This window comes from Dickeya sp. NCPPB 3274 (assembly GCF_000406205.1).
GTDB classification, from domain to species: Bacteria; Pseudomonadota; Gammaproteobacteria; order Enterobacterales; family Enterobacteriaceae; genus Dickeya; species Dickeya fangzhongdai.
The window spans coordinates 973,945-998,589 of record NZ_CM001979.1 but is presented as its reverse complement, the minus strand read 5'-3'; the positions used below and the strand labels follow the sequence as shown (position 1 = coordinate 998,589).

At 54.7% G+C, this 24,645-nt stretch carries 22 protein-coding genes and 1 pseudogene; 3 read left to right on the top strand and 20 right to left on the bottom strand.

Annotated features, from left to right (window positions below; translation table 11 throughout):
* Positions 1-148: 148 nt before the first annotated feature.
* From DXX3274_RS05230 to DXX3274_RS23630, 5 genes and pseudogenes are all read right to left on the bottom strand, one after another.
* Positions 149-442: a DUF1778 domain-containing protein gene (locus tag DXX3274_RS05230; protein ID WP_042858952.1), complete on the bottom strand. Its 294-nt coding sequence runs from the start codon at positions 440-442 to the stop codon at positions 149-151.
* A gap of 371 nt (positions 443-813) precedes the next feature.
* A complete protein-coding gene (locus tag DXX3274_RS05225) occupies positions 814-1,518 on the bottom strand; it encodes a YafY family protein (protein WP_202960829.1) in 705 nt (234 codons plus the stop codon).
* Positions 1,519-1,520: 2 nt separating this feature from the next.
* Positions 1,521-2,453, bottom strand: a complete 933-nt coding sequence (locus DXX3274_RS05220; RefSeq protein WP_042858949.1) for an NAD(P)-dependent alcohol dehydrogenase — start codon at positions 2,451-2,453, stop codon at positions 1,521-1,523.
* Between the two features lie 22 nt (positions 2,454-2,475).
* A complete protein-coding gene (locus tag DXX3274_RS05215; protein WP_042858948.1) occupies positions 2,476-2,853 on the bottom strand; it encodes a nuclear transport factor 2 family protein in 378 nt (125 codons plus the stop codon).
* Positions 2,854-2,920: 67 nt separating this feature from the next.
* A pseudogene (locus DXX3274_RS23630) lies at positions 2,921-3,198 on the bottom strand (IS1 family transposase); the annotation flags it as partial.
* A gap of 418 nt (positions 3,199-3,616) precedes the next feature.
* Here DXX3274_RS23630 and DXX3274_RS05210 point away from each other — a divergent pair.
* Entirely contained in the window at positions 3,617-4,357 is a 741-nt protein-coding gene (locus DXX3274_RS05210; protein WP_042858946.1) for an alpha/beta fold hydrolase, read from the top strand.
* 116 nt (positions 4,358-4,473) lie between these two features.
* On the opposite strand, the gene DXX3274_RS05205 is transcribed toward DXX3274_RS05210, so the two are convergent.
* Positions 4,474-4,764 carry a nuclear transport factor 2 family protein gene (locus DXX3274_RS05205; RefSeq protein WP_152495227.1) on the bottom strand — a complete coding sequence of 97 codons (291 nt, stop codon included), beginning with the start codon at positions 4,762-4,764 and terminating at the stop codon, positions 4,474-4,476.
* Between the two features lie 408 nt (positions 4,765-5,172).
* Here DXX3274_RS05205 and DXX3274_RS05200 point away from each other — a divergent pair, with 408 nt between their 5' ends.
* The gene (locus DXX3274_RS05200; protein ID WP_042858945.1) at positions 5,173-6,309 is read left to right on the top strand and encodes a linear amide C-N hydrolase; all 1,137 of its coding nucleotides are present in this window, start codon (positions 5,173-5,175) and stop codon (positions 6,307-6,309) included.
* 653 nt (positions 6,310-6,962) lie between these two features.
* The gene (locus DXX3274_RS05190; protein WP_042861896.1) at positions 6,963-7,490 is read left to right on the top strand and encodes a GTPase; all 528 of its coding nucleotides are present in this window, start codon (positions 6,963-6,965) and stop codon (positions 7,488-7,490) included.
* A gap of 157 nt (positions 7,491-7,647) precedes the next feature.
* Here DXX3274_RS05190 and DXX3274_RS05185 read toward each other — a convergent pair whose 3' ends face one another.
* From DXX3274_RS05185 to DXX3274_RS05120, 14 genes are all read right to left on the bottom strand, one after another.
* Positions 7,648-8,940 carry an efflux RND transporter periplasmic adaptor subunit gene (locus DXX3274_RS05185; protein WP_042858942.1) on the bottom strand — a complete coding sequence of 431 codons (1,293 nt, stop codon included), beginning with the start codon at positions 8,938-8,940 and terminating at the stop codon, positions 7,648-7,650.
* Positions 8,933-10,399, bottom strand: a complete 1,467-nt coding sequence (locus DXX3274_RS05180; protein WP_042858941.1) for a TolC family protein — start codon at positions 10,397-10,399, stop codon at positions 8,933-8,935. The genes DXX3274_RS05185 and DXX3274_RS05180 overlap by 8 nt, the downstream gene beginning before the upstream one ends.
* Positions 10,392-11,678 (bottom strand): ABC transporter permease, encoded by a 1,287-nt coding sequence (locus DXX3274_RS05175; RefSeq protein ID WP_084478705.1) that lies wholly within the window; start codon positions 11,676-11,678, stop codon positions 10,392-10,394. Before DXX3274_RS05175 ends, DXX3274_RS05180 begins: the two co-directional genes overlap by 8 nt.
* Before the next feature lie 202 nt (positions 11,679-11,880).
* Complete coding sequence (locus tag DXX3274_RS05170) at positions 11,881-12,288, bottom strand: hypothetical protein (RefSeq protein WP_038918013.1); 408 nt, start codon at positions 12,286-12,288, stop codon at positions 11,881-11,883.
* Positions 12,289-12,439: 151 nt separating this feature from the next.
* Positions 12,440-13,165: an ABC transporter ATP-binding protein gene (locus DXX3274_RS05165; protein ID WP_050569813.1), complete on the bottom strand. Its 726-nt coding sequence runs from the start codon at positions 13,163-13,165 to the stop codon at positions 12,440-12,442.
* A 437-nt stretch (positions 13,166-13,602) separates the two neighbouring features.
* Positions 13,603-14,079: a GyrI-like domain-containing protein gene (locus DXX3274_RS05160; protein ID WP_042858938.1), complete on the bottom strand. Its 477-nt coding sequence runs from the start codon at positions 14,077-14,079 to the stop codon at positions 13,603-13,605.
* 196 nt (positions 14,080-14,275) lie between these two features.
* Positions 14,276-15,490, bottom strand: coding sequence for an MFS transporter (locus tag DXX3274_RS05155; protein ID WP_050569937.1), 1,215 nt, complete (start codon positions 15,488-15,490; stop codon positions 14,276-14,278).
* Between the two features lie 229 nt (positions 15,491-15,719).
* Entirely contained in the window at positions 15,720-16,706 is a 987-nt protein-coding gene (locus DXX3274_RS05150; RefSeq protein ID WP_042858936.1) for a tripartite tricarboxylate transporter substrate binding protein, read from the bottom strand.
* A 50-nt stretch (positions 16,707-16,756) separates the two neighbouring features.
* On the bottom strand, positions 16,757-17,743 hold the full coding sequence (locus DXX3274_RS05145; protein ID WP_084478703.1) for a tripartite tricarboxylate transporter substrate binding protein: 987 nt from the start codon (positions 17,741-17,743) through the stop codon (positions 16,757-16,759).
* A 32-nt stretch (positions 17,744-17,775) separates the two neighbouring features.
* Positions 17,776-19,857, bottom strand: a complete 2,082-nt coding sequence (locus DXX3274_RS22370) for a biotin/lipoyl-binding protein (protein ID WP_050569812.1) — start codon at positions 19,855-19,857, stop codon at positions 17,776-17,778.
* A gap of 2 nt (positions 19,858-19,859) precedes the next feature.
* Positions 19,860-21,224, bottom strand: coding sequence for an efflux RND transporter periplasmic adaptor subunit (locus DXX3274_RS05135; RefSeq protein ID WP_042858933.1), 1,365 nt, complete (start codon positions 21,222-21,224; stop codon positions 19,860-19,862).
* Complete coding sequence (locus tag DXX3274_RS05130) at positions 21,217-22,020, bottom strand: efflux RND transporter periplasmic adaptor subunit (protein ID WP_042858931.1); 804 nt, start codon at positions 22,018-22,020, stop codon at positions 21,217-21,219. The genes DXX3274_RS05135 and DXX3274_RS05130 overlap by 8 nt, the downstream gene beginning before the upstream one ends.
* A 114-nt stretch (positions 22,021-22,134) precedes the next feature.
* A complete protein-coding gene (locus DXX3274_RS05125) occupies positions 22,135-23,661 on the bottom strand; it encodes a TolC family protein (protein ID WP_071603912.1) in 1,527 nt (508 codons plus the stop codon).
* Between the two features lie 12 nt (positions 23,662-23,673).
* Positions 23,674-24,645: cadherin-like domain-containing protein (locus tag DXX3274_RS05120; protein WP_042858930.1), on the bottom strand; the 972-nt coding region annotated here is incomplete at its 5' end.

Sequence of the window (24,645 nt, the reverse complement as noted above, 5' to 3'; positions counted from 1 at the left end):
TATCAATATAATCCATAAATTATAGATCACACCGATTTTGATTATCTCAAAAATCATAAATCCAACATATCAAATCTACGTTTAAAAGATCTTCAACACAGTTAAAGAACCCGCCCATAAGGCGGGTTTTTGCTTTTTAGCGCAGTGATCATTTTTCCTGTTCCCACGGAGCAGGCGTTTGCATGGTTTTACGCAATACGCCATTCGGTGCAGGAGCCTGATCCAAACGGGTAAGGAATTCCTGATAAGCATCGGGATCCACCATAATAATGCGTTGCTCGATCAATGCCTCCTCGGCAGCGGCGCGAGCGGCTTCGAGGACAAAATCAGTACGATTTTTTCCTCTGGCTTTCGCCGCGCGATCGATAAGATCGCGTTCGGCGGGCTTAATACGCAAATTTAATGTCTCGCGTTTAACAGAAACTCTGTTCGTCGCTGGCATAATGTTATCCTCCGGCCTGCTGTCTGGATATTAATCATACTGCTCACGTAACGCTAATATCACTACGATTTATAAGCGTAGGGAATCAAGCTGAAGGCGCGAATCGGTAGTCTTCCCGTTATGTCTACATACCCATTTGGTCTACAAAAAAAACAAAACCGCGGTTATTCACAGCCCAGCATGGTTAAAATTCGCGCTAACTTTCAACTCGATAGATAGCTGATATTCCCGATTCCGAACTCCCGCTGAAGCATGCGTCAAAGTCCCGCACGGTACCGAAAATAAGGTCGGAGTGGTCTCGTCATAATGAGTCGGACATGTGAAATAACACTCAGCGGTACACGTCTATTCCTTCTTAATGGGAAGTTGGCTTATTCGTGCCCTGTTCGATGTTTACGCCGCAACGCTTCCTGCGCACGCCATTCCTTAACGAGTTGTCGACGGCTACGTGAATAACGCTCGTTCAGGAACCCGGCGTGCGTGATACGGTCAGTGCGAAAGAGGCGAAAGTCTTCACGCAGTTCACACCACCCGGCAATGAAGCGCCGGGACTCAACAAAGCCGAGCATGATCGGCCAAATGATGCGCTCCGACGCCACTCCGTGTTGGTCCACGTACGTGATGCGCATTTTGCATTGTTCTCGCATAGCCTGCCGCACCCGCGCCAGATCAAGGCTTGATGTCATTTCCTTTTGATGACCGATATAGAGCGCGTCGTCGTCCAGAACCTGTCTCATCTCAGGGTGAAGCACCCCGCCGATCTTGGCGAGTGCATCCTGCGCGGCGAGCGCCAGAGAGTCGTCAGTCTGACGACTGACCCACTGAGCGCCGACTGCCAGCGCTTGCAGCTCTTCCTTCGTGAAAGACAGCGGCGGCAGAAGGAAGCCAGGCCTCAGTATATAGCCGATACCCGGAGCGCCATCGATATCGGCCCCAATGGCTTGTAACGTAGCGATGTCACGGCGGATGGTGCGCAACGATACGCCAGTTTCGCGTGCAAGCGCTTCGCCGGACACCGTTCCCCGGTGACGACGAAGCGCCTGTATCAGATCGAATAATCGATGACTACGCGACACGCTCAATTCATCACAACAAGGCCCTTCCCACCGAGCCGATGGCCCGCTTCAAGAGCGGTGACAAACTGGATTGCTTCGCTCAGTTGCACGATTCTGGCAACCGGGAGTCGAAGCTCTCCCGCCTCCGCCGCATGAGCGAGGCTATCGAGAATATCGGACCGGGGAGTGCAGACAATCGGCTTCAGTCGTCGGTTGAAGATTGATAGCATGAACTTGCCCGGAGTCGGGTTGATATCAAGAAAAACCCCCTTATTACGCAGCAGACCAAGTCCCACTGCGGTCGTCATCACGGCAGCCGCGTCGCAGACCACATCGAAACGTTCACCGAGCGTCGACAGATCGGTTTTTCGATAATCAAACACCGTCTGGACACCGCGCGCCCGGGCCCTCTCCATGTCCCCCGCGCTGCAACTGCCAGAGACGTTCGCCCCAAGCATCAGCGCAATCTGCACTGCCGCTTCCCCCACCGCGCCGGCACAACCATTAATGAAGACATGCATGCCAGCGGTAACCTTTGCCTTATCTACCAGGCCATTCCAAGCCGTAACACCGGGAGTGCCAAGGCAAGCCGCATCCTCATAAGACACGCGGTCAGGCTTCTTTGCCATGAACGTCTCGTGGGTTATGACAGCATGGCCCAGCGCACCGCTTTCCCTGAGACGAGCAAGGCCGAACACAGCATCACCGGGTTTGAAACGCGTCACTTCCGGGCCGACCGCAATCACCGTCCCGGAAAAATCGCTCCCCATTGCCCGCGGGAAGGCTTTTCCCGTGACCATCCTGAGATAGCCGTTACGAACCTTCCAGTCGATTGGGTTAATGGCGGCAAACCTGACCTGCACCGCCACTTCACCTTTTCCCGGTGCCGCCAGCTCGAAGTCTTCAAGCCGCATCAGCTCCGGCCCGCCGTACTTGTCGTATTGAATACGCCTCATAAGCCTGTGCCTCCCGATAGTGTCAGTGAGGTTGAACCGATGCCATGTAGGCTGCGAACGGCGTAGCGTCGTAGATCACCACGGTGGAAGCGATCTTACCGTCCCTGACCTTGATAAGTTCAGCAACGACTGAGTGTGGAACCGGATACGTTTCGGCGTCGTAAACCACGACAGCCTGTTCGTCATCGCCATAGGCGGCGAGGACGGTCAAGTTCGTGATCATCCGGGCGAAGCCTTCCTGGAAGGACTGGAAACGCTCAATGCCCGTGATTTGCCCGATGGGTGATGTGCAAACGATGTTCTCGGCCGAGAGCGAAATGATTGTTTCGACATCTTTTTTCGCCATTGCTGCAACGCAAATACGTGCGATTTCCAGGGCCTTGTTGCTCATGTTGGTCATGATGGTTTTCCTTCGTTATGAAAAGAAAACGTAGTCTAGGGCAGCGTAGTGACAGATCCTGTCACCATGATGACGCTATTCGTCGTGGCGAGAGTTTTTTAAAGTCTGAATGATGGTATTAATGCCGATTTTCAACGTCCTGGCGGTATCTCGAACTCCGGTATCGTTGAAGGCCACTTCGGCGATCTACTCTTTAACACTGGTTAGAGCTTCATAAGCGTAAGTGAGCTGAAACACGCGGTGGCAGTTACGGCAGCGAAATCTGTCATAGCCTTCAGGGTTCTGACCGTGGCGGTAAATCTGAACAGGCTGACAACGAGGACAATGAACGTTAATGCTGACCATGTGTGAACCTAAAAAGCGAGCTTATACATTAAATTCAAATGATTGGATGCATCCCCTTTCATGGGTTAATATTCGATCTCAATATATTACCCACTTAAATTAATATAAAATTATTTTTTCAGATTCAACTCATAAATAATAATCACAATAGATTTGATTAATAATAAAAACAATATCAAGAAAACATTCAAATAAATGAATAATTAAAACAATAAGAGTACCTATCAGAAAGCACCACTCTTGGTCAATAAATATTGTCAAGCCATAACCATCGCTGTATTATCAATATCAGATAAAGTGCATCACACAGAAAAACAATAGCTACCACAATCACTATCTTTTATTTTGCAGTTAGTTACACCTTTATATTCATGGGGAAAACCTCAAAAATAAAAAATTGCAAAGGGAGATAATTTTCATGCTATATACAAAAACAGGATCAGGCTATCCTATCATTTTCTTACCTGGCTTATTTGCTGGAGGGTGGATATGGAATGCCGTTGTTGAAGATATTGTTAAGAAAGGATACAGTGCTATTGTTTTCAATGAATCGATACCGGTATCTTTTGGTGGTAGCTATAAAAAGGCAAAAGACGCCCTTGATAATATAATGGAAATCTGTCACAAAACACCGTATTTAGTAGGTAATTCATTAGGTGCATTAATTGCGTTACATTATACATCCATGAATCTCTCTCAGGTAAAAGGCCTTATCATGAGTGGCGCACCGGGGCAAATTGAGGCGGATGCAGGAGTATCATTAAGTGAACTTCGAACTGGTGAAAAAAAATATGCAAGTCAGTTAATGGGTAACGTTTATTTTGATAAAAGCAAAGTACCTCAGCGAGGCATCGATGAAATTTCACATTTATTCAGTGACAATCAAATTCATAAAGATATCGTAAGATGGCTATCTTTCAGTAGAAAGTATGATGTTCCAACTGCATTAAATAAAGTCACCGTCCCCACCCATTTCATTTGGGGCGATAATGATATGATAACGCCAATTGAACCGTGGGTAACATTATCCCAAAGAAAGGAAAACGTCACCCTGACAGCTATTGAAAATTGTGGGCACAGCCCAATGTTAGAGAAACCACACGCATTTTTAGATAACTTATTGTCGCTCCTCACACCTGAAGTTATCAGTGAAAGATAACCACGATAATATTGATATCCCACAAAATCTGATGTAGAGAATTTTTCTGACCCCGTTATTATCTTCGGGGTCAATCCGCACCTGTCACTTAACCTGTATTAGCTCATACCTCTTTGTTACCGCAGCAGGCCAAGCCCTACTGCGGTCGTCGTCACGCCAGCCGCGTCGTAAACCACGACAGCCTGTTCGTCATCGCCATAGGCGGCGAGGACGGTCAAGTTCGTGATCATCCGGGCAAAGCCTTCCTGGAAGGACTGGAAACGCTCAATGCCCGTGATTTGCCCGATGGGTGATGTGCAAACGATGTTCTCGGCCGAGAGCGAAATGATTGTTTCGACATCTTTTTTCGCCATTGCTGCAACGTAAATACGTGCGATTTCCAGGGCCTTGTTGCTCATGTTGGTCATGATGGTTTTCCTTCGTTATGAAAAGAAAACGTAGTCTAGGGCAGCATAGTGACAGATCCTGTCACCATGGTTAGAGGAATTGCCACTGCCATACGTAACGTTGAAGCAGCCGTTGAATTTATCGATGAAAAATTGAAACCATTTCCACAATGACCATCATCTTAATATTACAAAGAAAAGATCTGCCCTCGCAGAGGGAGATTAGACAGTAGCAATTATCGCAATTCAAAACCGGCAGATAATTAAATCAGGGGGAGAAGTAAAATTCAAAATATTATTACAGAGAAAATATAAAAACAAAAAATTAATCCGCCAAAAATAATCAACAATTGAAAACCTAAAAAACACGAATGCAATGGCAGATGCCATCTATAATTAACTGGCATTGAAAAACTGAAAGGAAAAAACATGAAGAGAAATAATAAGCAAGTTAACTCTGTTGCTTGCATTATATCGCTGGGCGCTTTAATACTGAGTTCATCCGTAACGTTTGCCTGCACACGGCTAGTCTACCTGGGTGATAATAATGAAACGATCACCGCTCGCTCGATGGACTGGAAAAAAGATGTGGGAACAAACTTATGGGTATTCCCACGCGAGTTACATCGCTCTGGCGAAGCGGGACAGCACTCGCTTAAGTGGGTCTCTAAATATGGCAGCGTCATCGCATCGGCTTATGATATTTCGACAACGGATGGCATAAATGAAAAAGGCTTAGCCGCCAATTTGCTGTGGCTGGTAGAATCGAAATATCCCACTACCGCGCCTACCGCTGAAAAACCGGGGCTAAGTATCGCTGCCTGGGCGCAATATGTGCTGGATAACTTTGCCACCGTCGATGAGGCGGTTCAGGCGCTGAAGCAGGATAAATTTACGCTGGTCACCGCCAATGTTCCTGACGAAGAGCGGCTGGCAACGCTGCATTTGTCATTATCCGATGCCTCCGGCGATAGTGCGATTATTGAATATATCGACGGCAAACAGGTCATTCACCATAGCCGGGAATATCAGGTAATGACCAATTCGCCGGTTTTCAACCAGCAATTGGCGCTCAATGCCTACTGGAAAGAGATAGGTGGAAATGTCATGTTGCCGGGCACGAATCGGGCGGCGGATCGTTTTGTGCGCGCTTCATTTTATGTGAATAATATTGCCAAAGATGAAGGGCATGATAAAGCATTGGCCAGTGCATTCAGTGTGATACGTAATGTTTCCGTTCCCTACGGTTATACCCTGAAGAATGAATCGGACAAACCGAACAAACTGGATAAACTGAATAAACTGGCGGGACCAAGTGAACCGGATCAACCGAATATCGCCTCAACCCGGTGGCGTAGCGTAATTGATCATAAATCCATGCAATATTTCTTTGAATCGGCCTTATCGCCCAATATCTTTTGGGTCGATCTGAAAAAGATTGATTTCTCTGCGCGTGACGGCAGCGCCATGAAACTGGATCTGGGGCCGAACCAAAGTACGATCTACTCCGGGCAGGTTTCAGAGCAATTTAAGAAAGCAGAGCCCTTCAAGTTCGCCGGAATATAAGGTATCACACCAGATTATCCCTTCACTATGGAGGGATAATCATCTGACGGATGATATATCAATAGCGTGTCGAATAACCAATTGGTATCAAACAGGAGTCTACCAGAAAGTATTTGGCGTGCTGATCAGCGATAACTGCCAACGCTACTACGATATTTTTCCACCGATAACGCAAATTAACACGAGCAGTTTTACATCCTGAAGCCTCAAGAGGGAATCTCGCACTATTTTGAGTAGCCAATACCAGCCAGCAAGACGGCCTGCCTCAAGGGGCTAACGCTAAGCAGCGGCTACGTCATCAGCGACATTGATACCATCAACCAAACGCTGGATAACCTGCGCACTACCTGGAATCTCTATCAGGGTGAAATGGACGCCATCATTCAGCACCTGAACCTGGCTACGGATAGCAGCGTCGCCGTCCTCGCTAACGCCTGGTTCCAGAGCGCTTGCGCAGAGTGGCGACTGATTCAGTCCCATGTCACGACAATCAGTAATGCGCAGACAACAACGCAGTTTGTGACCCTGTGATTGAAAGATAAGAAAATAATAAATTTCCTTATACCATAGGGGGAATAAGACATTTAGTGTGACGGCGGCGCCCGGCCGCGCGATCACCTGGATACCAGGCGCGGCGCTGTAGGGAGAAGATGATGAAGCTTTCAGATTTAGGAGACAGAATTTGCATTATGGGGCCGTCGAACAGCGGCAAATCGACCCTTGCTAATGCGATTTCGCAGAAACGTAATCTGGACGTGATCCATCTGGACCAACTTTTTCATGTCCCCCATTCAAACTGGCAAGAACGCCCGCTGAATGAGTTTATGTTATTGCATGACCTGGCAATAAATAAGGAAAGCTGGGTCATCGATGGCAATTACAAAAGATGCCTGCCACAGCGGTTGGCCCGCGCCACGGGGCTGATTCTGCTGGATGTCTCCACGCTGTCGAGCTTGCTGCGCTATGTAAACCGGACGCTATTTCAATACCAGCGCTATGGTGGTCTGGAAGGGGGTCAAGACCGGCTTAACTGGAAAATGCTCCATCATATTGCGGCCGTCACGCCTAAAAATCGAAAACACTATGCTGAACTATTTGACGCGTTGACCATACCCAAAATCAGACTGGCCTCGATTAAAGAGATTAATAAACAGTTTGATGAATGGGGGCTCACAAGATAGCCCTCTCAATAATCAGCATATTAGCCCGTAGTAACAATCAGCTATAAATAATCCGCCATAATACCCGGTCATTGATAAGCGACGTTTTCAATACGTGGCACCGCGACCATCCCGGCCTGCAAGCCGCTTTCGTCCAGACGTGATGCATCAACCGGCTTCATTCAGCAGCGCCGCTATTGTTCGTGACTTCGACGTACCCCGCTCCTTCAGGCAATCCTTTCACTTCCACGCCTTGCGGCACCGCCACGCCCGGCACCACTGTACGTTGCTGCGGCGCGCTGTCGGCATCCTGACGGAAGAGAACATAGCTGTTGCCGGCTTCGTCCGTGTGCAACGCCTCGGCGGGAACGGCGATGCCGTGCTCGTTACGATACGTGACCACCGACAGCCGGGCGCTCATCCCCAGCCGCAGGCGCTGGCGCTGTTCCGCCGGCGGAGTAGCGAGGGTAACCAGCACATCGTAGCGGGCGCCAGCGCCGGCCATGTCGCCAGCGCGCCCTTCAATACCGATGGTCTGAATATGGCCGTTAAGCGTCAGCCCGGCAAAACCGTCGCCGCTGATGTCCACCGCCATCCCCTCGTGCAACTGATGCAGATCGGCTTCTTCAAGACTGGCCACGACCTGTAGATGGTCGGGATTGATCAGCCCGAACAGCGGCATTCCCTGATTGGCCCGCATCCCCGGCTGCAATGGCTGGCGTTTATCGGTTTCCGGCGCGGCGGGGCGCACCAGCACGCCCGCAAACGGCGCACGCACCACCTGCTGCGCCTGCATCGCCATCAGCGTTTGATGGCGCGACTGAGCGTTAGCCAGTTCCATCTCGGCGATCTGACGGTTTTCGCCACGCCCCCGCTCCAGCGCCGCCTGCAATTCCTCCTGCGCGGCAGACAGATCCAGCCGTTGCGCCTGAGCCTGTTGAGCCAGCGCGTCGACCTCCATTCTGGCGACGATGCCGCGCTCAAACAGAGTGCGGGTATCTTTCAGGTTGGCCTCGGTGTTCGCCAGGCTGATACGCGCGTTGTTCAGGGTACGTCGCGCCCGCGCCACATCCTGGCCTTGTTCCCAGTGCTGCATGTCCTGCACCGTGCGCTGCGCTTTTAGCAAGTCGGCCAGCGCCTGACGCAATTGGATATCCAGCAGGCCGGTGTCCAGCGTCAGCAACGGCTGGCCCGCGTCCACCCGTTGCCCTTCATTGACCAGCACGTCTCTGATCATGCCTTCAAACGGCGCGGAGAGCGTCAGCGTGGCGGCGGCCTGAATCCGCCCGGTCAACCCCAGACGGTTTTCCAGCACCTGCGGCTCAATGCGCAGCCATTGTGTCTGCGGCACGGCGCTGGTGGCCGGCGGCCATAGCATCCAGATGGTCGCCGCCACGCCCAGCGCGAGGGCGACCATCAGCGCCATGCGCCGGCGCAGCGGGCGTTGCCGGTATCGTGAAAGATTAATCATTGAGTGAGATATCCCAGCTTTGCAGCGTCGTACCCAGCGTTTGATCCAGATCGGCCTGGGTGTTGAGATAGGTAATCAGGGCGCTGAGCCGGGCGTTTTCGGCGTTACGCAGATCGGTTTCAAAACTCAGCACCTGAAAGTTGCTGGAACGCCCGGCGGTGAGTTTTTCCCGTTCGATATCCAGCTTGCGACGCGAAAGATCCCGCGCACGCTGGGCGATTTCAAACTGACGCCAGCGGGTGCCGATATCGCGCACGGCGTTGGTGACGTCGCGCTCCAGTTGCTGGCGGCTTTCGGCGAGCTGAATGCGTTGATTCTGCACGTTAACCCGCGCTTGCACCTCCGCCTGCTGCTGACTCATATCGCCAATGGGAATATCCACCTGCACGCCGACGTAATTCTCCCAGTTGCGCGAACCGCCCACCGCGCTATTGCGATCGCGCAACTGGCTGGTTCCCCCGACCAGCGACACATCCCACAGGCGGTCATTGCGCGCCACCGCCAGGCTAATGTCGGCCTGTTTATCGACGATCAGTTGCGTAAGGTAGGCGGGTTGCAGCGCCTCGGCCTGAGACAGCGCCGCGGCGGGGCTGACGTCAACGCGGCTGGCCTGCAACCGTTCGGTCGCACGGACAGGCGTGCGCAAATCCAGCGCCAGCAGTTGCAGCAGCGCCAGACGGCTGACGTCAAGCTGATTGATCGCTTCTTCACGGGACAACTCCTGAGTCGCGACATCCGCTTCCGTCTGGATGATTTCGAATTCGGCCATACGCCCGGCGGCGATCAGAGAACGGTTGACCTCCAGCAACTGGCGCGAACGCGCCAGCGCTTCGTCGGCGATGTTCAATTGTTCCTGCGCCTGCAGCAACGCCCGATAGGCCATGATGACCTGGGTGATAGTCCGGGCGACGGTGGCCTTCAGCGTCAGCCGGTTGATCTGCTCGGACAGCTTTGCCAGCCGCACCGGCGCGGTGGCGATCTCCTTACCCGCACCGCGCAGCAACGGCTGGATAACCGTGATCGTGGCGCCGTCATTGCGGCTACGACCGGCTTCATCCGCCAGCGTGGAGCGGTGCGTCCAGGCCAGACTCACGCGGGTGCCATAAGGCGTCAGCAGCGTGGTGGTGGGCGCGACTTCGCCCTGACGGTAACGGTCATCCTGATTGCGCGCCGCCAGATAGCTGCCGCTCAACACCAGCTTGGGAGTAAAGCGGTCTTCGGCCACCAGCAGGTCGAATTTCTGCGCGACGCGATCCAGATAGGCGCTACGAATAGCGCGGTTATCGCGCAAGCCAAGATAGATCGCGTCGCTTAACGTCAGATCGATAATTTGCGCGTTGGGAGACAAGGTGCTGTTTCCCGCACGGGTCGCCTGAGAAGGCAGCAGGCGGTCGGTCAGCGCGGCGGACGCATCCAGACCGACCAGCAACAACAGGACGAGGGCAACCGTTCTAATCATCACGCAGCGCCTTTACAGGTTCCAGCCGGGCCGCCGTCAGGGCGGGATGCAGACCAAAAAACACCCCGACCGCCAGTGAACTGATCATGCCTAAAGGCAGCGACAGCGGGGACAAAGCAAAAGTCCAGCCGGACATTTTCACAAACAACCAGGCGGCGAGCAGGCCGACAATCGCTCCAGCCAGCGCGCCGGCGATCGCCAACGCCGCCGCCTCCAGCAGAAACAGGCGGCCAATATCTTTTGGACGAGCGCCCAGCGCCATGCGCACACCGATTTCGCGTCGCCGCCCGGCAACGTTCATCACCATGACGTTCATCACGCCCACGCCCCCCATCAGCAACGAAACGCCGCCCAATCCGGCAAGCAGCCAGGTAAAGGTGCGCGACTGCCGCGCCATGCCTTCCAGCAGTTGCTGCGAGAGTTGCACCGACACCTCGCGCCCCGGCGCCAATGCCATCATATAATCACGCAGTGCCGCAGCCTCTTGCTGCAACGTCTCGCTACGGCGGCTGCGCGCCACCACGCTGCTGATTTCAGGAGAGGAGAGAAGACGGTGCATGCCTTCGATAGGCAGGATGATAGCCTCGTCCACCGGCACCGGAAGCAGCGGGTTTTGCCCCTGCGCTTGTAAAATACCCACCACTTCAAATAGATAATTGCCGAGTTGTATTCGGCTGCCAAGCGTCGCCGGCGTACCGGCCTCGCCCAGTTCGACCGCCGTTTTCGCGCCGAGCACGGCGTAGGTGCTCTGGCGATCGTAACGGGTCAGGAAGCGGCCATGAGCGACCCGCAACGCCAGTACCTGCGCCAGTTCGGCGCCGGCGCCGGCCACGATGGCATTAAATTGACGCCGGTGCAGGCGAGCAGTGGTCGAGGTAAGAATCAGCGGCGCGGCGTATCGGATTCCAGGCAAGGCGCGGGTCAGCGCGTCGATATCCAGCGTGGCGGGCACGCGGCGCTGGTTGGTCTGCGCCTCGTCGGCAAAGCCGGCGACCAGCATATCGCTGCCCATATCGCGAAAGGCGCGGAGGGCATCCGCCGCCGCGTTGTGGCCGATGTTCAGCAACGCTACCACCGCAGCGCACCCCACCGTGATGCCCAGCAACGCCAGCACCGCCCGTCGCCCTAACTGGCGCAGGCTATCCAACGGTTCGGTCAGCATGTAATGCAGAGAAGCGCCGTAGGATGAATCGGCGACATCAGGCAAGGCCGCGTGCCGTTCTTCCGGCTGTTTCGCGGAATGTATCCCTTTGGCGTAGTCCCCGTCGCGCTTTAACACAAATACCGAGCCTTTATCGCATCAGGAAACGGTCTTTTCCGTCACCACGAGAGAGGCAGCAACCAGACGAGGAAACCGCCCGGCCCATTGTCTCTGCGCCGTCACGGATAAAATTTGAATGTTCACGCTCTCCTCCCTGATTCGTGCTGTTAACTAACCCACACCTTTGTGGCAGAAACGGCGTGGGTCATTTCCCTGTCAATTAGTTATTGAGAGGGGATTTATAATTTCCGGTCCAGTTAAGGGCGTTACCGCTGGTATTGCTATTGAAGACAACCAGTTTGTAAGTACCGCCGGTGCTGCCCATCTGATAGGAAACATTGCGGCCTTCACTGACGCTACGCCAGCTTCCGCCCACCTGCTGATACAGCTTGAGCGTCAACGACAGAGAAACGGAAGAGGAACCAAAATTCGGCGTTAAAGACGCCATCAGGTATGCCGAGCAGTTGTACGTTTTAGAATAAATCTGCACTTCGGTTTGCGGATTAACCGAGCCCGATACCGGAACGGTCACACGAGTCGGACCACAACTTGCCGCGTTCGCCTGAGAGGCGGCGCCCAGAGCCAGCGCACTAACAACTAACAATTTTTTTAATGATTTAAGGTGCATGGAAACCTCCCTTGGTTTCGTTTTACGCTGTCAATCAAAAAGACAGCATCCTTTTATAGAATAAGGCAATAATTTAGAAACTTTGCCGCTAGTCAATATCGACTCATCCGACCAAACCTTTACAAATAAATTAGTAACCCTATAAAAATATTTAACTATTGATGTATTCCTGAACGCGGCCATCGCTCACCTGAATACGACGCTGCATCTGCCGGGCGATGGATTCGTCATGCGTGACCATCACCAGCGTCACCCCTTGTTCCCGGTTCAGCGCCAGCAATAACGACAGAATATCGCCGGCGGTCTGGCTATCGAGATTGCCGGTGGGTTCATCGGCCAGCAACAGTGACGGCTCGCCGGTGAGGGCGCGGGCGATGGCGACACGCTGCCGCTGGCCGCCGGACAGATCCGCCGGACGATAATGGAGGCGCTCAGCCAGCCCAACCCGCTCCAGTTGTTGTCTGGCCGCCTGATGGGCATCACGACGGGAATAACCGCGATAAAGCAGCGGCAGCGCCGCGTTATCCAGCACGCTAAGACGCGGCAGCAGATTAAAGCTCTGAAAAACGAACCCGATAGTCTGGTTGCGTATTCTGGCGCGTTCATCGGTCGAGGCCTGCGCCATGTCACGGCCGTTCAGCCACAATCGCCCCGACGAGGGTTTATCGAGCAGCCCGATAATGTTCAACAGCGTGCTTTTCCCTGAGCCGGAAGCGCCAACGATGGCGCAGCTCTGCCCCGCGTCAACCGACAGGGAAACATTATGCAGAACCGGGTGCGACGCTAACGCGGAGGGATAAGCGTGGCTAACCTGTTCCAGCTGTATCAGACCGGGGGCCGATGTTCCCGGTGGCGTGTCGAACCGGCCTTCTTGCATGACGCCATCCTTTGGTGATGCCCGTTATTGCCGCCTGCCAGGCGCCGTTAAATGCCGGGCAAGGCGACATCGCTTGCTCATTCAGAGCCAGATCATTCGCGATATTCAGACAGCGAATCATACACGAAACATAAAGATACGTTGTCTGTTATTCCCGTGCAGGAGCGTGATGTCATCGCGGTAAGGCCATCAACCGGTATGCCGAACAGGCAACAGCAATGGTATTCAAGCTACCGGAAGCGCTCGATGGGGTCGTTCAAAGTGGAAGGGTTCCAGTTGCGGCGCGCAAGTGCGTACCACGCCGTCAGCTATTTCCAGACGTATACCGGAACGGGAAAACCTGAGGGTATCGCGAGTTGATCGCCGCCAGCGCTGGAGCCGGAGCATATTACGTCCGGCTTTATGGCATCCTTGCCATCAGCGAAGACGCGCAATCTTCATTGTTGGGCGTCGTCATTCGGGTCGACCGACTGCCAGATTTCAATTTCCCAGTTTCCGCTGCTGCCATCGCATAAATACCGTTCAAAGCATACGCCTCTGGCCGGCTTATACCCATTCTGGGCAATCAGGTCATATAGCTCGCCCCAGGCTTTGGCGAACTCACCGTTGCTGACGATAGTATGCAAAACAGCGAACAATCCCTCTGGAATCGTTTCCTCGCGGACGCCCAGCGTATTTTCGCCTATCGCCGTTTCGGCAGGAAGAACCAGCGCCACATCCGCCCGCAGCTGATCTTGTTCCGTTTCTGATGGATCGTCCCAGTAAAACGCCAGCGTTTCCGTCCAGGGCAATTGCTGCTCCTGCGACCACGCAATCAGTTTCTGAAATCCATCGGGCACCGATTGATGATAAGGCCCGATAACGCGCAGGCAATGCACCTTTTTAGGCGGTGCCACGTCAAAACGCAGTGTCATGTTTCCCCCTCATTGCACGATTAATATAACTGTATATAAACACAGCACAGATAATGACACAACAAAATGAGGGTTATTTGATAAACGTTTTTGACCTTACTTTGCGTTTTTAAAAGATGTTTTTTCATAAGGGCAGCGATGCGCGCACTGCCCTGGGCCAAAATGGCGAGGAAAATAGCTCAAATAGAATAGACCCTTACTGCGTCAGCCGTTTTTCCTGCTGTTTAAGACGCGCAATCAGCAACACGGTCAGCAACAGGTTAATACCCGCCACCAGCACGACGGCCAGTAATACGGAGCGCGCGCCTGCGACATCAAACAGATAGCCGCCGATCAACGGCGTCACAGCCTGGCCGATCAGCGAAGGACGGGCGATTTTCCCCATCACCACCGCAAACTCTTCCGGCTTTAGGATAGCCAACGGCAACGTGCCGCGAACGATGGAACGCAGCCCGTTTCCAGCACCGTAGACCACCACGGCCAGCAAGGCATGAGCCGGGAATAAACCAATGAACACGACGCCCGCCAGCACCAGGCTCACCGAAATCAGCAACGACCAGACCGGATGACTCAGGCGGATAACCAGATCCATAACCCGCGCGGCCACCTGGCTGGGACCTATCACCGCGCTGATGCCGATGGCGGCGGCCAGACTCAACCCTTCGTCCTGAAGAATATCAATCAGTTGTACGGAGATGACCGTCATGATGGCCGCCGACAGCATGAAAATCGTAGACAGTAACAGGTAGGTGTGGCGATCGAACGTCAGCGCGACGTTTTTTCTGGACCGCGTTGTTTCCCGATCCTGCCGCGGCGCAGGCAACGTATAACGATACACCGGCCACACCGTCGCCAACAGGACGACGGCCCAGACCATGCAGGTATGCCGCCATCCCCAATGCGCCGCGCCAAAGGCCAGTAGCGGCCACACGATGGTGGTGCAAAAACCGGAAATCAGCGTAATGGTGGTGATGGCGCTTTTAGCCTGCACGCCGTAGCTGTCGCCCAACGTGGCGTACAGCGCGTCGTACAGGCCGATAGCCATCGCTCCGCCCAAAATCACCCAGGCGGCGATAAACGCGGGGAGTCCCGTGGAGCAGGCCATCAGCAGCAGCCCCGCCGCCGTAGCAACGCCGCTCCATGCCAGCATGCCGCGTCCGCCATGACGGGCGATGTAGTCGCCGCATAACGGAAGCAACAGACCGGAGATAAAAATGCCCAGCGATAACGCGCCGTAGACCCACTGGCGGGACCAGCCGGTTTCCTCCATGATCGGCCTGCCCAGCACCGACAGCAGAAAAAACGATCCGCCCCATACCAGAATTTGTACTATCCCGATCAGGAAAATGGCCATCGGCGTCGGGCGAACGCCATTCGGTCGAACCGAAAGCCAGGCGCGGAAGCGACTCATATCAGGCTCCCGCCACAGCAGCATGCACGAAAAAAATTCATTATTGGTATCGTCACACCCGGCGGTTACCGGGTCATCAGCAATGAATAACGTCAGGTTGTGCTATTTAAGCAAGTCTGCCGCACAATGCCAACGGAGTTAATTTCGCGTTAAAACATGAAAAAAAGCGATATTTAGCAGGGCGACCGGTGTTGTATTTCCTACCGTGCTTCTCTGCGCCGGCATCGCGTCACACCTTACTTACCCGGTACGTCTCAATCAGGTCGGCGTAATATGCCTGCTCCTGTTGAATTCGCTGGCGGATTTTATCGGGATTGTCGTACACCGGCTTCAGATGGTATTTCCTCAGCATTTCCAGATAGTCGTAGCTCACGATGGTTCGCTGCATCGCATCCGCCAGCGGACGATAAACACCGTCCGGCATGCCGGCGGGGGCGAACCAGCCGTACCAGCCATTAATATTCATCGACGGAATCCCCTGTTCGCGGCAGGTCGGTACGTCATCCACCCCCGGCTGGCGCAAACGGCTGGTAGAGGCGATCGCCCGCAGCTTGCCACTCTTATACAGGTCGAGCGAGTTACCGGAAATCAGAAACGCCGCCGCCAGATGTCCGTTCAGAAGGTCATCCACAATCATTGAAGTGCCATAGTAGGATTGTGGTTGCAACGCCACGTTCTTTTCGCGCCCGAGCACCAACTGCGCCATGTGGCCGGGAGATCCAAACTGGGCAAAGCCGATATTGCTGAACTCCGGGTTGCTTTCCACCCACTTAACATAGTCGTCCAGGCTTTTTACCCTGGCGTCCACTATCGGCCCCAGCGTCAACAGCAAGGTGTACTCGCCGGTTATCGCCAGCGGCTTGAAATCGGTCAATGGATTGTAGGGTAAGTGGTTGTAGATGGACGGGAAAATAATCAGCTGCGGCGATTGCGCCATCAGTATCACGCTGCCATCGCCGGGCGATCTTTTTACCGACATCACCGCCCTGATGCTGTTCTCACCGGGTTCGTTATACAACCGATAACGCCGCTCACGATATTGAGACTCCAGCAGTACCGACACCTCGTTCGCCACCTTGCTGCCCAACCCGGTCTGGGCATAACCAAACATCACCACGCCTTCCTGCGGCGCGGCGGCCTGAGGTCCACGCGAATACAACGCGGGGAATAGCAGCGAAGAGCAGCCCGCCAGAAAGGTTCGTCGGGTCATAGCCATAGGTTCGTCTCCCAATCGATTTGCGGATGTTCCATCAAGGCAGCCTCACCTCAGATCCGGCTGATGTGATAACTGTCAACCAACTCGCGGTAGTACTCCTGCTCATCACGGATACGTTCCCGAATCCTGTCGGGCGACGACGACGCTACCGGCTTCAGGGAATAGCGATCCAGTACCGAGGCATAATGCTCATGCTGAATTTGCTGTTGTAACGCCTCGGCCAGCGGCGCGTAGACGCGATCGGGCATGGAGGCCGGCGCAAACCAGCCGTACCAGCCGCTAATCGCCATTTCCGGCACGCCCTGTTCCTTACAGGTCGGAATGTTTTCCCAGCCGGGATGACGCTCAGTGCTGGTAATGGCGACGGCGCGCAGACGACCGCTTCGAAACGCGCTGGAGGCATTCCCCGAAATCACCAGCCCGGCGGAAAGGTAGCCATTCAGTAAATCCTCGATCATCATCGAAGAACCAAAGTAAGCCACCGGCTGGATCGCCACTTCTTTCTGGCGCGACAGAATCGCCTGCGCGATATGGCCGGTCGAGCCGAACTGGGTGAAACCGACATTACGGTATTCCGGGTTCCTCTCTACCCACCGCAGGTAGTCATCCAGCGTTTTTACCCGGGGATCCACCAGCTTGCCGACGGTCAGGAACAGGGTGTACTCCCCCATGATCGCCAGCGGCTCGAAATCCGTGAGCGGGTCATACGGCAAACTGCGATAGATAACCGGCAGCAGATTCATCTGCGGCGACTGGGCCTGCAACAGCGTTCGACCATCGGGGGCGGCGTGTTTAACCGTCGAAACGGCGCGCAGGCTGTTGCCGCTGGGAATATTGACCAGCTCGTAACGGTTCTGCTGATAAGATTGCGCCAGCGACGCCGCGGTATCGACCGCCAGCGCGCTGCCGATCCCGGTTTTGCCGTACCCAAAGATCAATTCGCCGGATGGCGCGGTTTCCGCAGCTCCCGCACCCAACCAGGGCGCGACCATACAGGCGGAGGCGCCTGCCAGAAATGCACGTCGAGTCAATGTCATATCACCCCTCCCGCGTTACTGGTTAACTTTGGTTACTGGTTAAGCTCTGAAATAATCAAACGCCACAAACGTTTTCCCGCCTGACTGGCAAGGCTCTCCGGCGCCAGCCGCACCACCACCACCCCCTGCGACGCCTGCTGATTGCGCAGGCTGGCGTCGCTAAACAGAAACTGGATTCGGTGCATCGCCACCACCGGCACCGCATCCCCTTTATCATTTTTCAGCGACGCGATCGGCCCGCCATACAAGACGCTCAGGGATTTCGGCGTGATGAATTCGGAGCTGTTCGGATCCAGCTGTTCAACCTTGACCGGCAGGGACGGCATCGACAGGTTATTCGGGATAAATTTGCCCCTCAGGTCGGGCGACAGGCGCGAAACAAAGGTTTCATCCACATAGCCAATGATGTCCTGCTTGTCGCCTTCCAGAATCCGGCCAATGACCTGATCCGGCGAGAACCACTGCCCCGACTGCAGGTTGGCGAGCAAATCCACCACCACGCCATCGACTGGCGAACGCCAGACCAGCCGCGCCAGTTGGTTATCCAGCCCGGCCAGCGTTTCTTCCGCTTCCTGCAGTTTCTGCCGCAACGTCACGGTTTCCAGTTTTTCCGCCTCGGAACTACTGATGCGGTTAAGCCGGAATTGCATCAGGTCATGCTCCATCATCGCCTGCTCGCGCTGAAAGGTGAGTTCCGGCGAGGAAAAGCGCAGCAGCACCTGTCCCTGCCGCACCCGATCGCCATTGCCGATGGCAACCGTTTCCAGCCGCGCGTTATCCGGCGCGTGGATCAGGGTTTGCCCCTGGATATTCACCATGACGGGGATATTGACGGTGCGGGGAAGAGGGCAAAAAAAGGCGACAATCGCCACGAACGGCAGCAATGTCAGCACCAGTTTACGTCTCCAGGTTATTTTCTCCCGGTGTCGAACCATATCTCTCCCCATCAGCAAAAGCGGCTGCAGCAGATAGTGATAAAGGATGTAAGCGAATATCAGTATCCCGATGAGCGGAATGAAAAACCGGTAAGCCAGATAACCGATGCCCAGAATCAGAAACATTTGATACGCCAGCACCATCAGGCCATACAGCGCCATCAGCTTGGGGCGCAGGCCGCCGACCGGCTCCGGCTTGTCCAGCACCGGCCCCAGTACCCACCGGTGCCAGTAATAATTGAGCAGCGAGCGCGAGCGCGGCTGCAGGTTTTCCACCCCGGTCAGATCGTTTAAAAAGTAGTAACCGTCAAAACGGGAAAACGGATTGAGGTTGATAGCCAGCGTCGTCACCCAACTGGTGGTCGCCAGCACAAAGCAGATGGAACGCAGCGTACCCGGCGGCAGCAACGCCCATCCTGCGGTAGCCAGACCGGCGATCAGCGTCTCGGCTCCCACGCCGCCCAACGCAATCCACATACGGCGACGCGGCTGGACCACCCGCGCCGCGTCGGTCAGGTCGGTGTAAAACATCGGAAAGATAACAAACAGGGAAATGCCCATTTTCCCTACCCGACACCCCTGACGATAAGCCACAAAGGCATGCCCCATTTCGTGAAACCACTTCAAAAACAGGATCGCCACGCCAAACCCCAGCACGCCCTGCAGCGAATAGAAATCCCGAAAAGTGGCGAGGTAGCTGTCCCACTGTCTGGCCGTCAGATACAGCCCGACCAGCGTGACCATCAGCCAGAGCGTCAACAGCGCTCGGGTGAGCCAGCGGAGATGATGTCCGCCCACCAGGTTCAGCAGCGGCATCGGGTCCCATAACGGCAGTTGCTGGACGCTGGGTTTGCGCAGCAATAGCGCCTTGGGCTTTTCCTCCACCGATACCGCGTAGTCCTGCGCCATCAGCAGATGCTGCTGGCGCAGAAACAGCGTCAGCGAACCGAACTGCTCAATATCGAAACGCAGCCCGCGTGAATCCAGCAACGGTTTCAACTGACCGATGGTGCGGCAGCCGGGCCGGGAAATCAGCATCACATCACTTTCCGGCAACTGAAAGAAACGATGCTGCCAGGGATCGTAAATGCGCCAGCTCATCTCGCCATCGCCGCCGGGGCTGGATTCCAGTTGCAGTTCCTGACGTAAACGGGGCAGCGCCGTGCTGTCGTCAAGCATATTCAGATCCCCAGAAATTGTCTGGCCGACGCAATCGGACGGCGCAACAGCTGAAACCACAGCGGCACGTCTTCCGTGTAGATGCGCGCGGTTCCCCGGGCGCCGATACGCGGGTAGACGTCGTCGCTATCCGCTTCGGCCAGCAGCGTATAACTGCTGACGCCTTCCGGCGTGATCTGTGGGGTATAACTGAACGTGGTCAGCGTGGCGTTATAGGATTTCAACGGCGAACTGTCGAGAAAGATGCGGATCCGGTCGCCGACCTTGAGGTGAATGCTGTCATTGACCGGCAGCGCAATCTGATACTGGATCTTTTGCGGATCCGCCACCTGCATGATCTCCTCGCCCACCCGCACGGTTTTGCCTTCCCAGTCGCGCTTATTGGTATAGATAGCGATGCCGGATTGCGGCGCGACGGCCTTGGTGCGCTGGTAAATGTCCGTCATGTACTGATAGCGTCCCCTCGCCAGCAGGTATTCGGTACTGGCTACCGCCATCTCCTGACGGAATTTTTCATCCTCAAACGCCGAGGCGTTGACCTGGCCGCTGTGCGCTTCCGCGACCGCCAGCTCCTGCCCGGCCAGCACCATTTCGTTATAGGGTTTCAGATCTTCGAACTGTACCAGCGACGTTCCAGACGCCACCTGGCTGTTGGGCGCGACCAGAATCTGGCGCACGACGCCGTCAATGGGCGCGGTCAGGCGATAGGGATCGCGGGCGATTACCTCCACCGGCGCCACCACGCTGAGCGGCACCGGAATAAACCCGCCCACCGCCAGAATAGCCGGAACCAGCCACAGACAGTGACGCAGCAGCCGCGTCCCCTGCGACAGCCGCGGCTCGCGCCGCAACGCCAGCCACGCATGGGTGTACGTTTCGGAAAGACGCAGCGCCAGCGACTGCTCGGCTTCATTAAAATCCTGCTCGCTGCGCAGGTAGAGCACGCCGGCCTCCGGCTGCTCCCGATAGCCAAGCGGCAACCAAAGCCCATGTTGCAGCGGATAGTTTTTCAGTTCGGCTGACGTAGACTGCTGCAGATTCAGTACCCGGCAGTCCTCCAGCGCCAACTCTTTTTTATTCAGAAACCGCTCCAGCGCCAGCAACAGCGGCGCTTTGCGCTCCACGCCCTTTACGTCCGATACCTGCACCACGCGCAACCTACCGGAGAACTGATTGCGCTGCCAGACAATCGCCTGCTCATAGGGCAACAACTGCCGCACCGCATTGGCGATATGCGCTTTCATGAGCCGTTCATCCTCCAGCTTTCGGATCGCGGCTTCAAACTGCAGTAGCTTCAGGGCGGGCAGCGCCAGTTGCCCCAACGGGGCAGCGTTGTTATTGCCTGGTGCGGGGATCGTATTATTCATGACCGTCCCCCTGTGGTTTTAAGACATTCGACTGTTTTAAAACGTCAGACTGTTTTAAGACGGCCGACTGTTTGAAGATGACCGACCCGCTCATACCGGGCCCAAACACCTGGTGATTCAACCCGTCGGCATCCAGTTTGCCGATAATCTTTACCGTCTTGCTCACCGCGTCGATTTGCGGCAACACCTGAGTGACATGCCCCTGATAAGCCGACTGGGTTTCATCCACCATGAACTGGAGCGGAATGTCGGCCTTCAACCAGTTCAGCCACGAAGACGGCACAATCACGTTCAGTTCCAGCGCGCTCGGGTCCACAATGGTAATCAACGGCTGGCTGACCGACACCGCTTCATACGGCGAGACTTTCAGCTCCTGCACCACGCCGGCAAAAGGCGCGCGAATTTCGCAATAACTGATTTGAATCGCCAGCCCGCGCGCTTTGGCGACCGCCTGATTGTATTCCGCCTGCGAGGTGAGCAAATCATAACGCCCCACCGACTGGAATTTATCCAGCTCGATATTGGTGTCCCAGGCGTTCTTTTTTACCTTCACCTCTTCATTGGCCGCGTCCGCCTCGGCACGGGGACGCGCGCAATTAAACCCGACCAGCAGGTCGTCTTTTTTAAACGCCATTCCTTCGCGAAACGGAATTTGTAATACCTGGGCGCCCAGCTCCGAAGAGAGCGTGGCCCGATGTATCGCCCGCAAAATACCGTGCGCCTGATAAACGCCATTCTCTTCAGCAAAAGCCCGGTTACCCGATAATACCGCGCGGGAATTCCCTTTAATTACCATCCCGTTATTTTCCGACGCATTTTCCATTTTCCGACGCATTGTTTTCCGACCCGGCGCCGTGGGCGGAAAACGACAGAGCGGCAATCACGCAAATAATCATGGGTTGACAGTTTTTCATGGATTTTCCCGCCTTGATACTTCCGGTAAGGTGGTAATTTCTTCCGTCCAATAAAACTGGAGTTTTTTCGCGATACTAGAGACGGAATCCTTTTCAGTAATTTCAGAATCAAAATTATCGATACCCATTGAGGCATACAAATTGGCGTAAGCATTCTGTAAATCGGCATAGGCGGTGTCGTAACGCACCTCGTCCAGAATGGTTTTCATCTCAACCTGTACCAGATCCATCTGGCTGATGATTTTTCCCTGAAAGCCGGCACGGGTTAGTTCTAATATATTGTCCTGAACCTCATGGCTTTGGCGCACCGTATTTAACTCCTGAGAAAGACGGATAAAACGCGCCCTGGCGACATAGATTTGCGTAAGAATAGCCATGATCAGCGCATCCTCACGCGCCTGAATCACTTTCGCTTCGGCCTGCACCACCTTATGCTGCATCGGATAACTGAATACATTCATCAGATTCCAGCTGACCGTGCCGGAGAGATTCGTCCATTCATTGTTATAGAGATATTTATTGGTGTCGTAATTCATGCCCAATAACGTTTTAAATGAAGGCAAATTGCGGACCCACTGTTTCGTCAATTCATTATCATTGATCCGTTTTCGATAACTGGATTCACGCAATTCGGAGCGGTATTTCAACCCAATCAATATCATCTGCTCCGCCGAACCGGGTAATTCCGGCACGACGGCGGTCCGGTCCGGCAGAACCAATTTGAACGGTGTTTCGGGTTTCAGGTTAATCAGCGCCGCCAGCTGCTTTTTGGCAAAAAACAATTCACGCTGCATGCGCTGCACATTAGCCTGAATCTCCAGCAGATCATGCTGATAGTTCAGCACCTTTAGCGGCGACACGTTGCGCCGTTTCGCCAGTTGTTCGGACTGGTACAAGGTTTTCTGCGCCAGCGCTTCCAGCTTGATCAGTTTTTCATGGGTACGGTCGGCGCTGACCGCCCGCCAGTAAGCCGTACGCACATCCTCCAGAATACGGCTGATGACCTTACGTCGCCGCTCCTGGGAGATATATTGCTCGTCCACATTCTGTTTGTTCTGAATATAGGACAGGCCGAAATCCAGAATATCCCAACTGGCCGCTAACTGAGCGGTATAGGTACGCCGTTCCGAAGATGTCGAAGATTGCAACGACTGGCTGCCGTCGATCAATGAGCGGCTGCTGGAGCCGGAGTCATTGTTGCGCTGACTGCCGCCCACCGACGCCACCACCGACGGAAACATGCCAAGCCTTCCCAGCTCGCTGAGTTTGCTTTTGTATTCCTCATCCATCAGTTCGATTTTCTGGTCGAGGTTGTATTTCAGCGCTCGCGCCATCGCTTCATACAACGAAATCGACCCCGAAACCGCCTCATCACGGGACACGATCTCATTGATACGGTCATACGCACCCCAGGTTTGTTTATCGGTATCAATCGGTGGCGACGTCACCGCACACCCGGTAATCGTCACCACTCCCCAGACAGCAAAAGACGCCAAAACAGACTGTTTAATAAAATCAGGCATTGTGACATTCCATTAACTCAACGCACGGATAAGATCCCTCAATGCTTGCTGATCACGCATCGCAATGGTCTGCAATTGCTGCTCTACCGTGACAGCGGGTTCATCCTGCGCAGGTATTATCGTGTTATTGTTCTGTGCGGTTTCAGGCCCCATGGGTATGCCTTCACCGAGTGTTGCCGGATTGGTTACGGGCTGATTCTGTGCATCATTCAAAAACTCAAATGTCGTGGTCGGCTCAAAATCGCGGACAACCTGGTTAATACTCCCTTGCGACAAATCAAGTCCGCTGCTGGTGCCAAGCGACTTCACGCCAGCGATAGCCTGGTCGCCCGGCTGATTCCCGAGCAATGGCGCGCTGCCGCCCAATCCTTTGATCGCATTCACGGCGTCCAGCAATATGGGGTCATACTCTCTGGCTTCCATTTCCGCGCTCAGTCGTCCTGGCGTGAACGTGGGCGGCAAGCCGGCACTATCCGGCGGTGGCACATAGTTCATCTGCCCGGTCCCACCGCCTGCCGTATTGCCGTCCGTTCCCGGCAACGCGCTGACCACCACCGTCAGCGAGCCACGCACCGTACTACCCTGCGGGTCGCTGAGGGTGTAACTGACCACATCCGTCCCGCTGAAGCCGGGGTTGGGTATGTAGGTCATCATGCCGTCGGCACTAACCAGCACCCTGCCGTTGGTAACCGATATCGAGGTGACCGTCAGCGGGTCGCCGTCCACATCACGGCTGTTATCCAGCACATTTACCGAGACCGGGGTATTCGCCGACGTGGTAAGCGTTGTCTCGCCGATCACTTCCGGCGCATCGTTCACCGCCGTCACCGTGATGGTCAGCGTGCCGGTCACCACCCCACCCACGCCGTCGCTGACGGTATAGGTCACGGTGTCGGTGCCGTTAAAGTTGGCGTTCGGGGTATAGGTCAGCGAGCCGTCAGTGTTGATGACGACAGATCCATTGCCCGCCGTCGCCGCAGTGAC

Coding starts and splice junctions, on each gene's coding strand:
- DXX3274_RS05155 (WP_050569937.1), bottom strand. CDS start 15,490: ATGAGTCGCTTCCGCGCCTGGCTTTCGGTTCGACCGAATGGCGTTCGC.
- DXX3274_RS05165 (WP_050569813.1), bottom strand. CDS start 13,165: ATGCAAGAAGGCCGGTTCGACACGCCACCGGGAACATCGGCCCCCGGT.
- DXX3274_RS05145 (WP_084478703.1), bottom strand. CDS start 17,743: ATGACATTGACTCGACGTGCATTTCTGGCAGGCGCCTCCGCCTGTATG.
- DXX3274_RS05135 (WP_042858933.1), bottom strand. CDS start 21,224: ATGAATAATACGATCCCCGCACCAGGCAATAACAACGCTGCCCCGTTG.
- DXX3274_RS05210 (WP_042858946.1), top strand. CDS start 3,617: ATGCTATATACAAAAACAGGATCAGGCTATCCTATCATTTTCTTACCT.
- DXX3274_RS05130 (WP_042858931.1), bottom strand. CDS start 22,020: ATGGTAATTAAAGGGAATTCCCGCGCGGTATTATCGGGTAACCGGGCT.
- DXX3274_RS05200 (WP_042858945.1), top strand. CDS start 5,173: ATGAAGAGAAATAATAAGCAAGTTAACTCTGTTGCTTGCATTATATCG.
- DXX3274_RS05205 (WP_152495227.1), bottom strand. CDS start 4,764: ATGACCAACATGAGCAACAAGGCCCTGGAAATCGCACGTATTTACGTT.
- DXX3274_RS05150 (WP_042858936.1), bottom strand. CDS start 16,706: ATGGCTATGACCCGACGAACCTTTCTGGCGGGCTGCTCTTCGCTGCTA.
- DXX3274_RS05230 (WP_042858952.1), bottom strand. CDS start 442: ATGCCAGCGACGAACAGAGTTTCTGTTAAACGCGAGACATTAAATTTG.
- DXX3274_RS05125 (WP_071603912.1), bottom strand. CDS start 23,661: ATGCCTGATTTTATTAAACAGTCTGTTTTGGCGTCTTTTGCTGTCTGG.
- DXX3274_RS05215 (WP_042858948.1), bottom strand. CDS start 2,853: ATGACCAACATGAGCAACAAGGCCCTGGAAATCGCACGTATTTGCGTT.
- DXX3274_RS05220 (WP_042858949.1), bottom strand. CDS start 2,453: ATGAGGCGTATTCAATACGACAAGTACGGCGGGCCGGAGCTGATGCGG.
- DXX3274_RS05190 (WP_042861896.1), top strand. CDS start 6,963: ATGAAGCTTTCAGATTTAGGAGACAGAATTTGCATTATGGGGCCGTCG.
- DXX3274_RS05180 (WP_042858941.1), bottom strand. CDS start 10,399: ATGATTAGAACGGTTGCCCTCGTCCTGTTGTTGCTGGTCGGTCTGGAT.
- DXX3274_RS22370 (WP_050569812.1), bottom strand. CDS start 19,857: ATGCTTGACGACAGCACGGCGCTGCCCCGTTTACGTCAGGAACTGCAA.
- DXX3274_RS05185 (WP_042858942.1), bottom strand. CDS start 8,940: ATGATTAATCTTTCACGATACCGGCAACGCCCGCTGCGCCGGCGCATG.
- DXX3274_RS05160 (WP_042858938.1), bottom strand. CDS start 14,079: ATGACACTGCGTTTTGACGTGGCACCGCCTAAAAAGGTGCATTGCCTG.
- DXX3274_RS05170 (WP_038918013.1), bottom strand. CDS start 12,288: ATGCACCTTAAATCATTAAAAAAATTGTTAGTTGTTAGTGCGCTGGCT.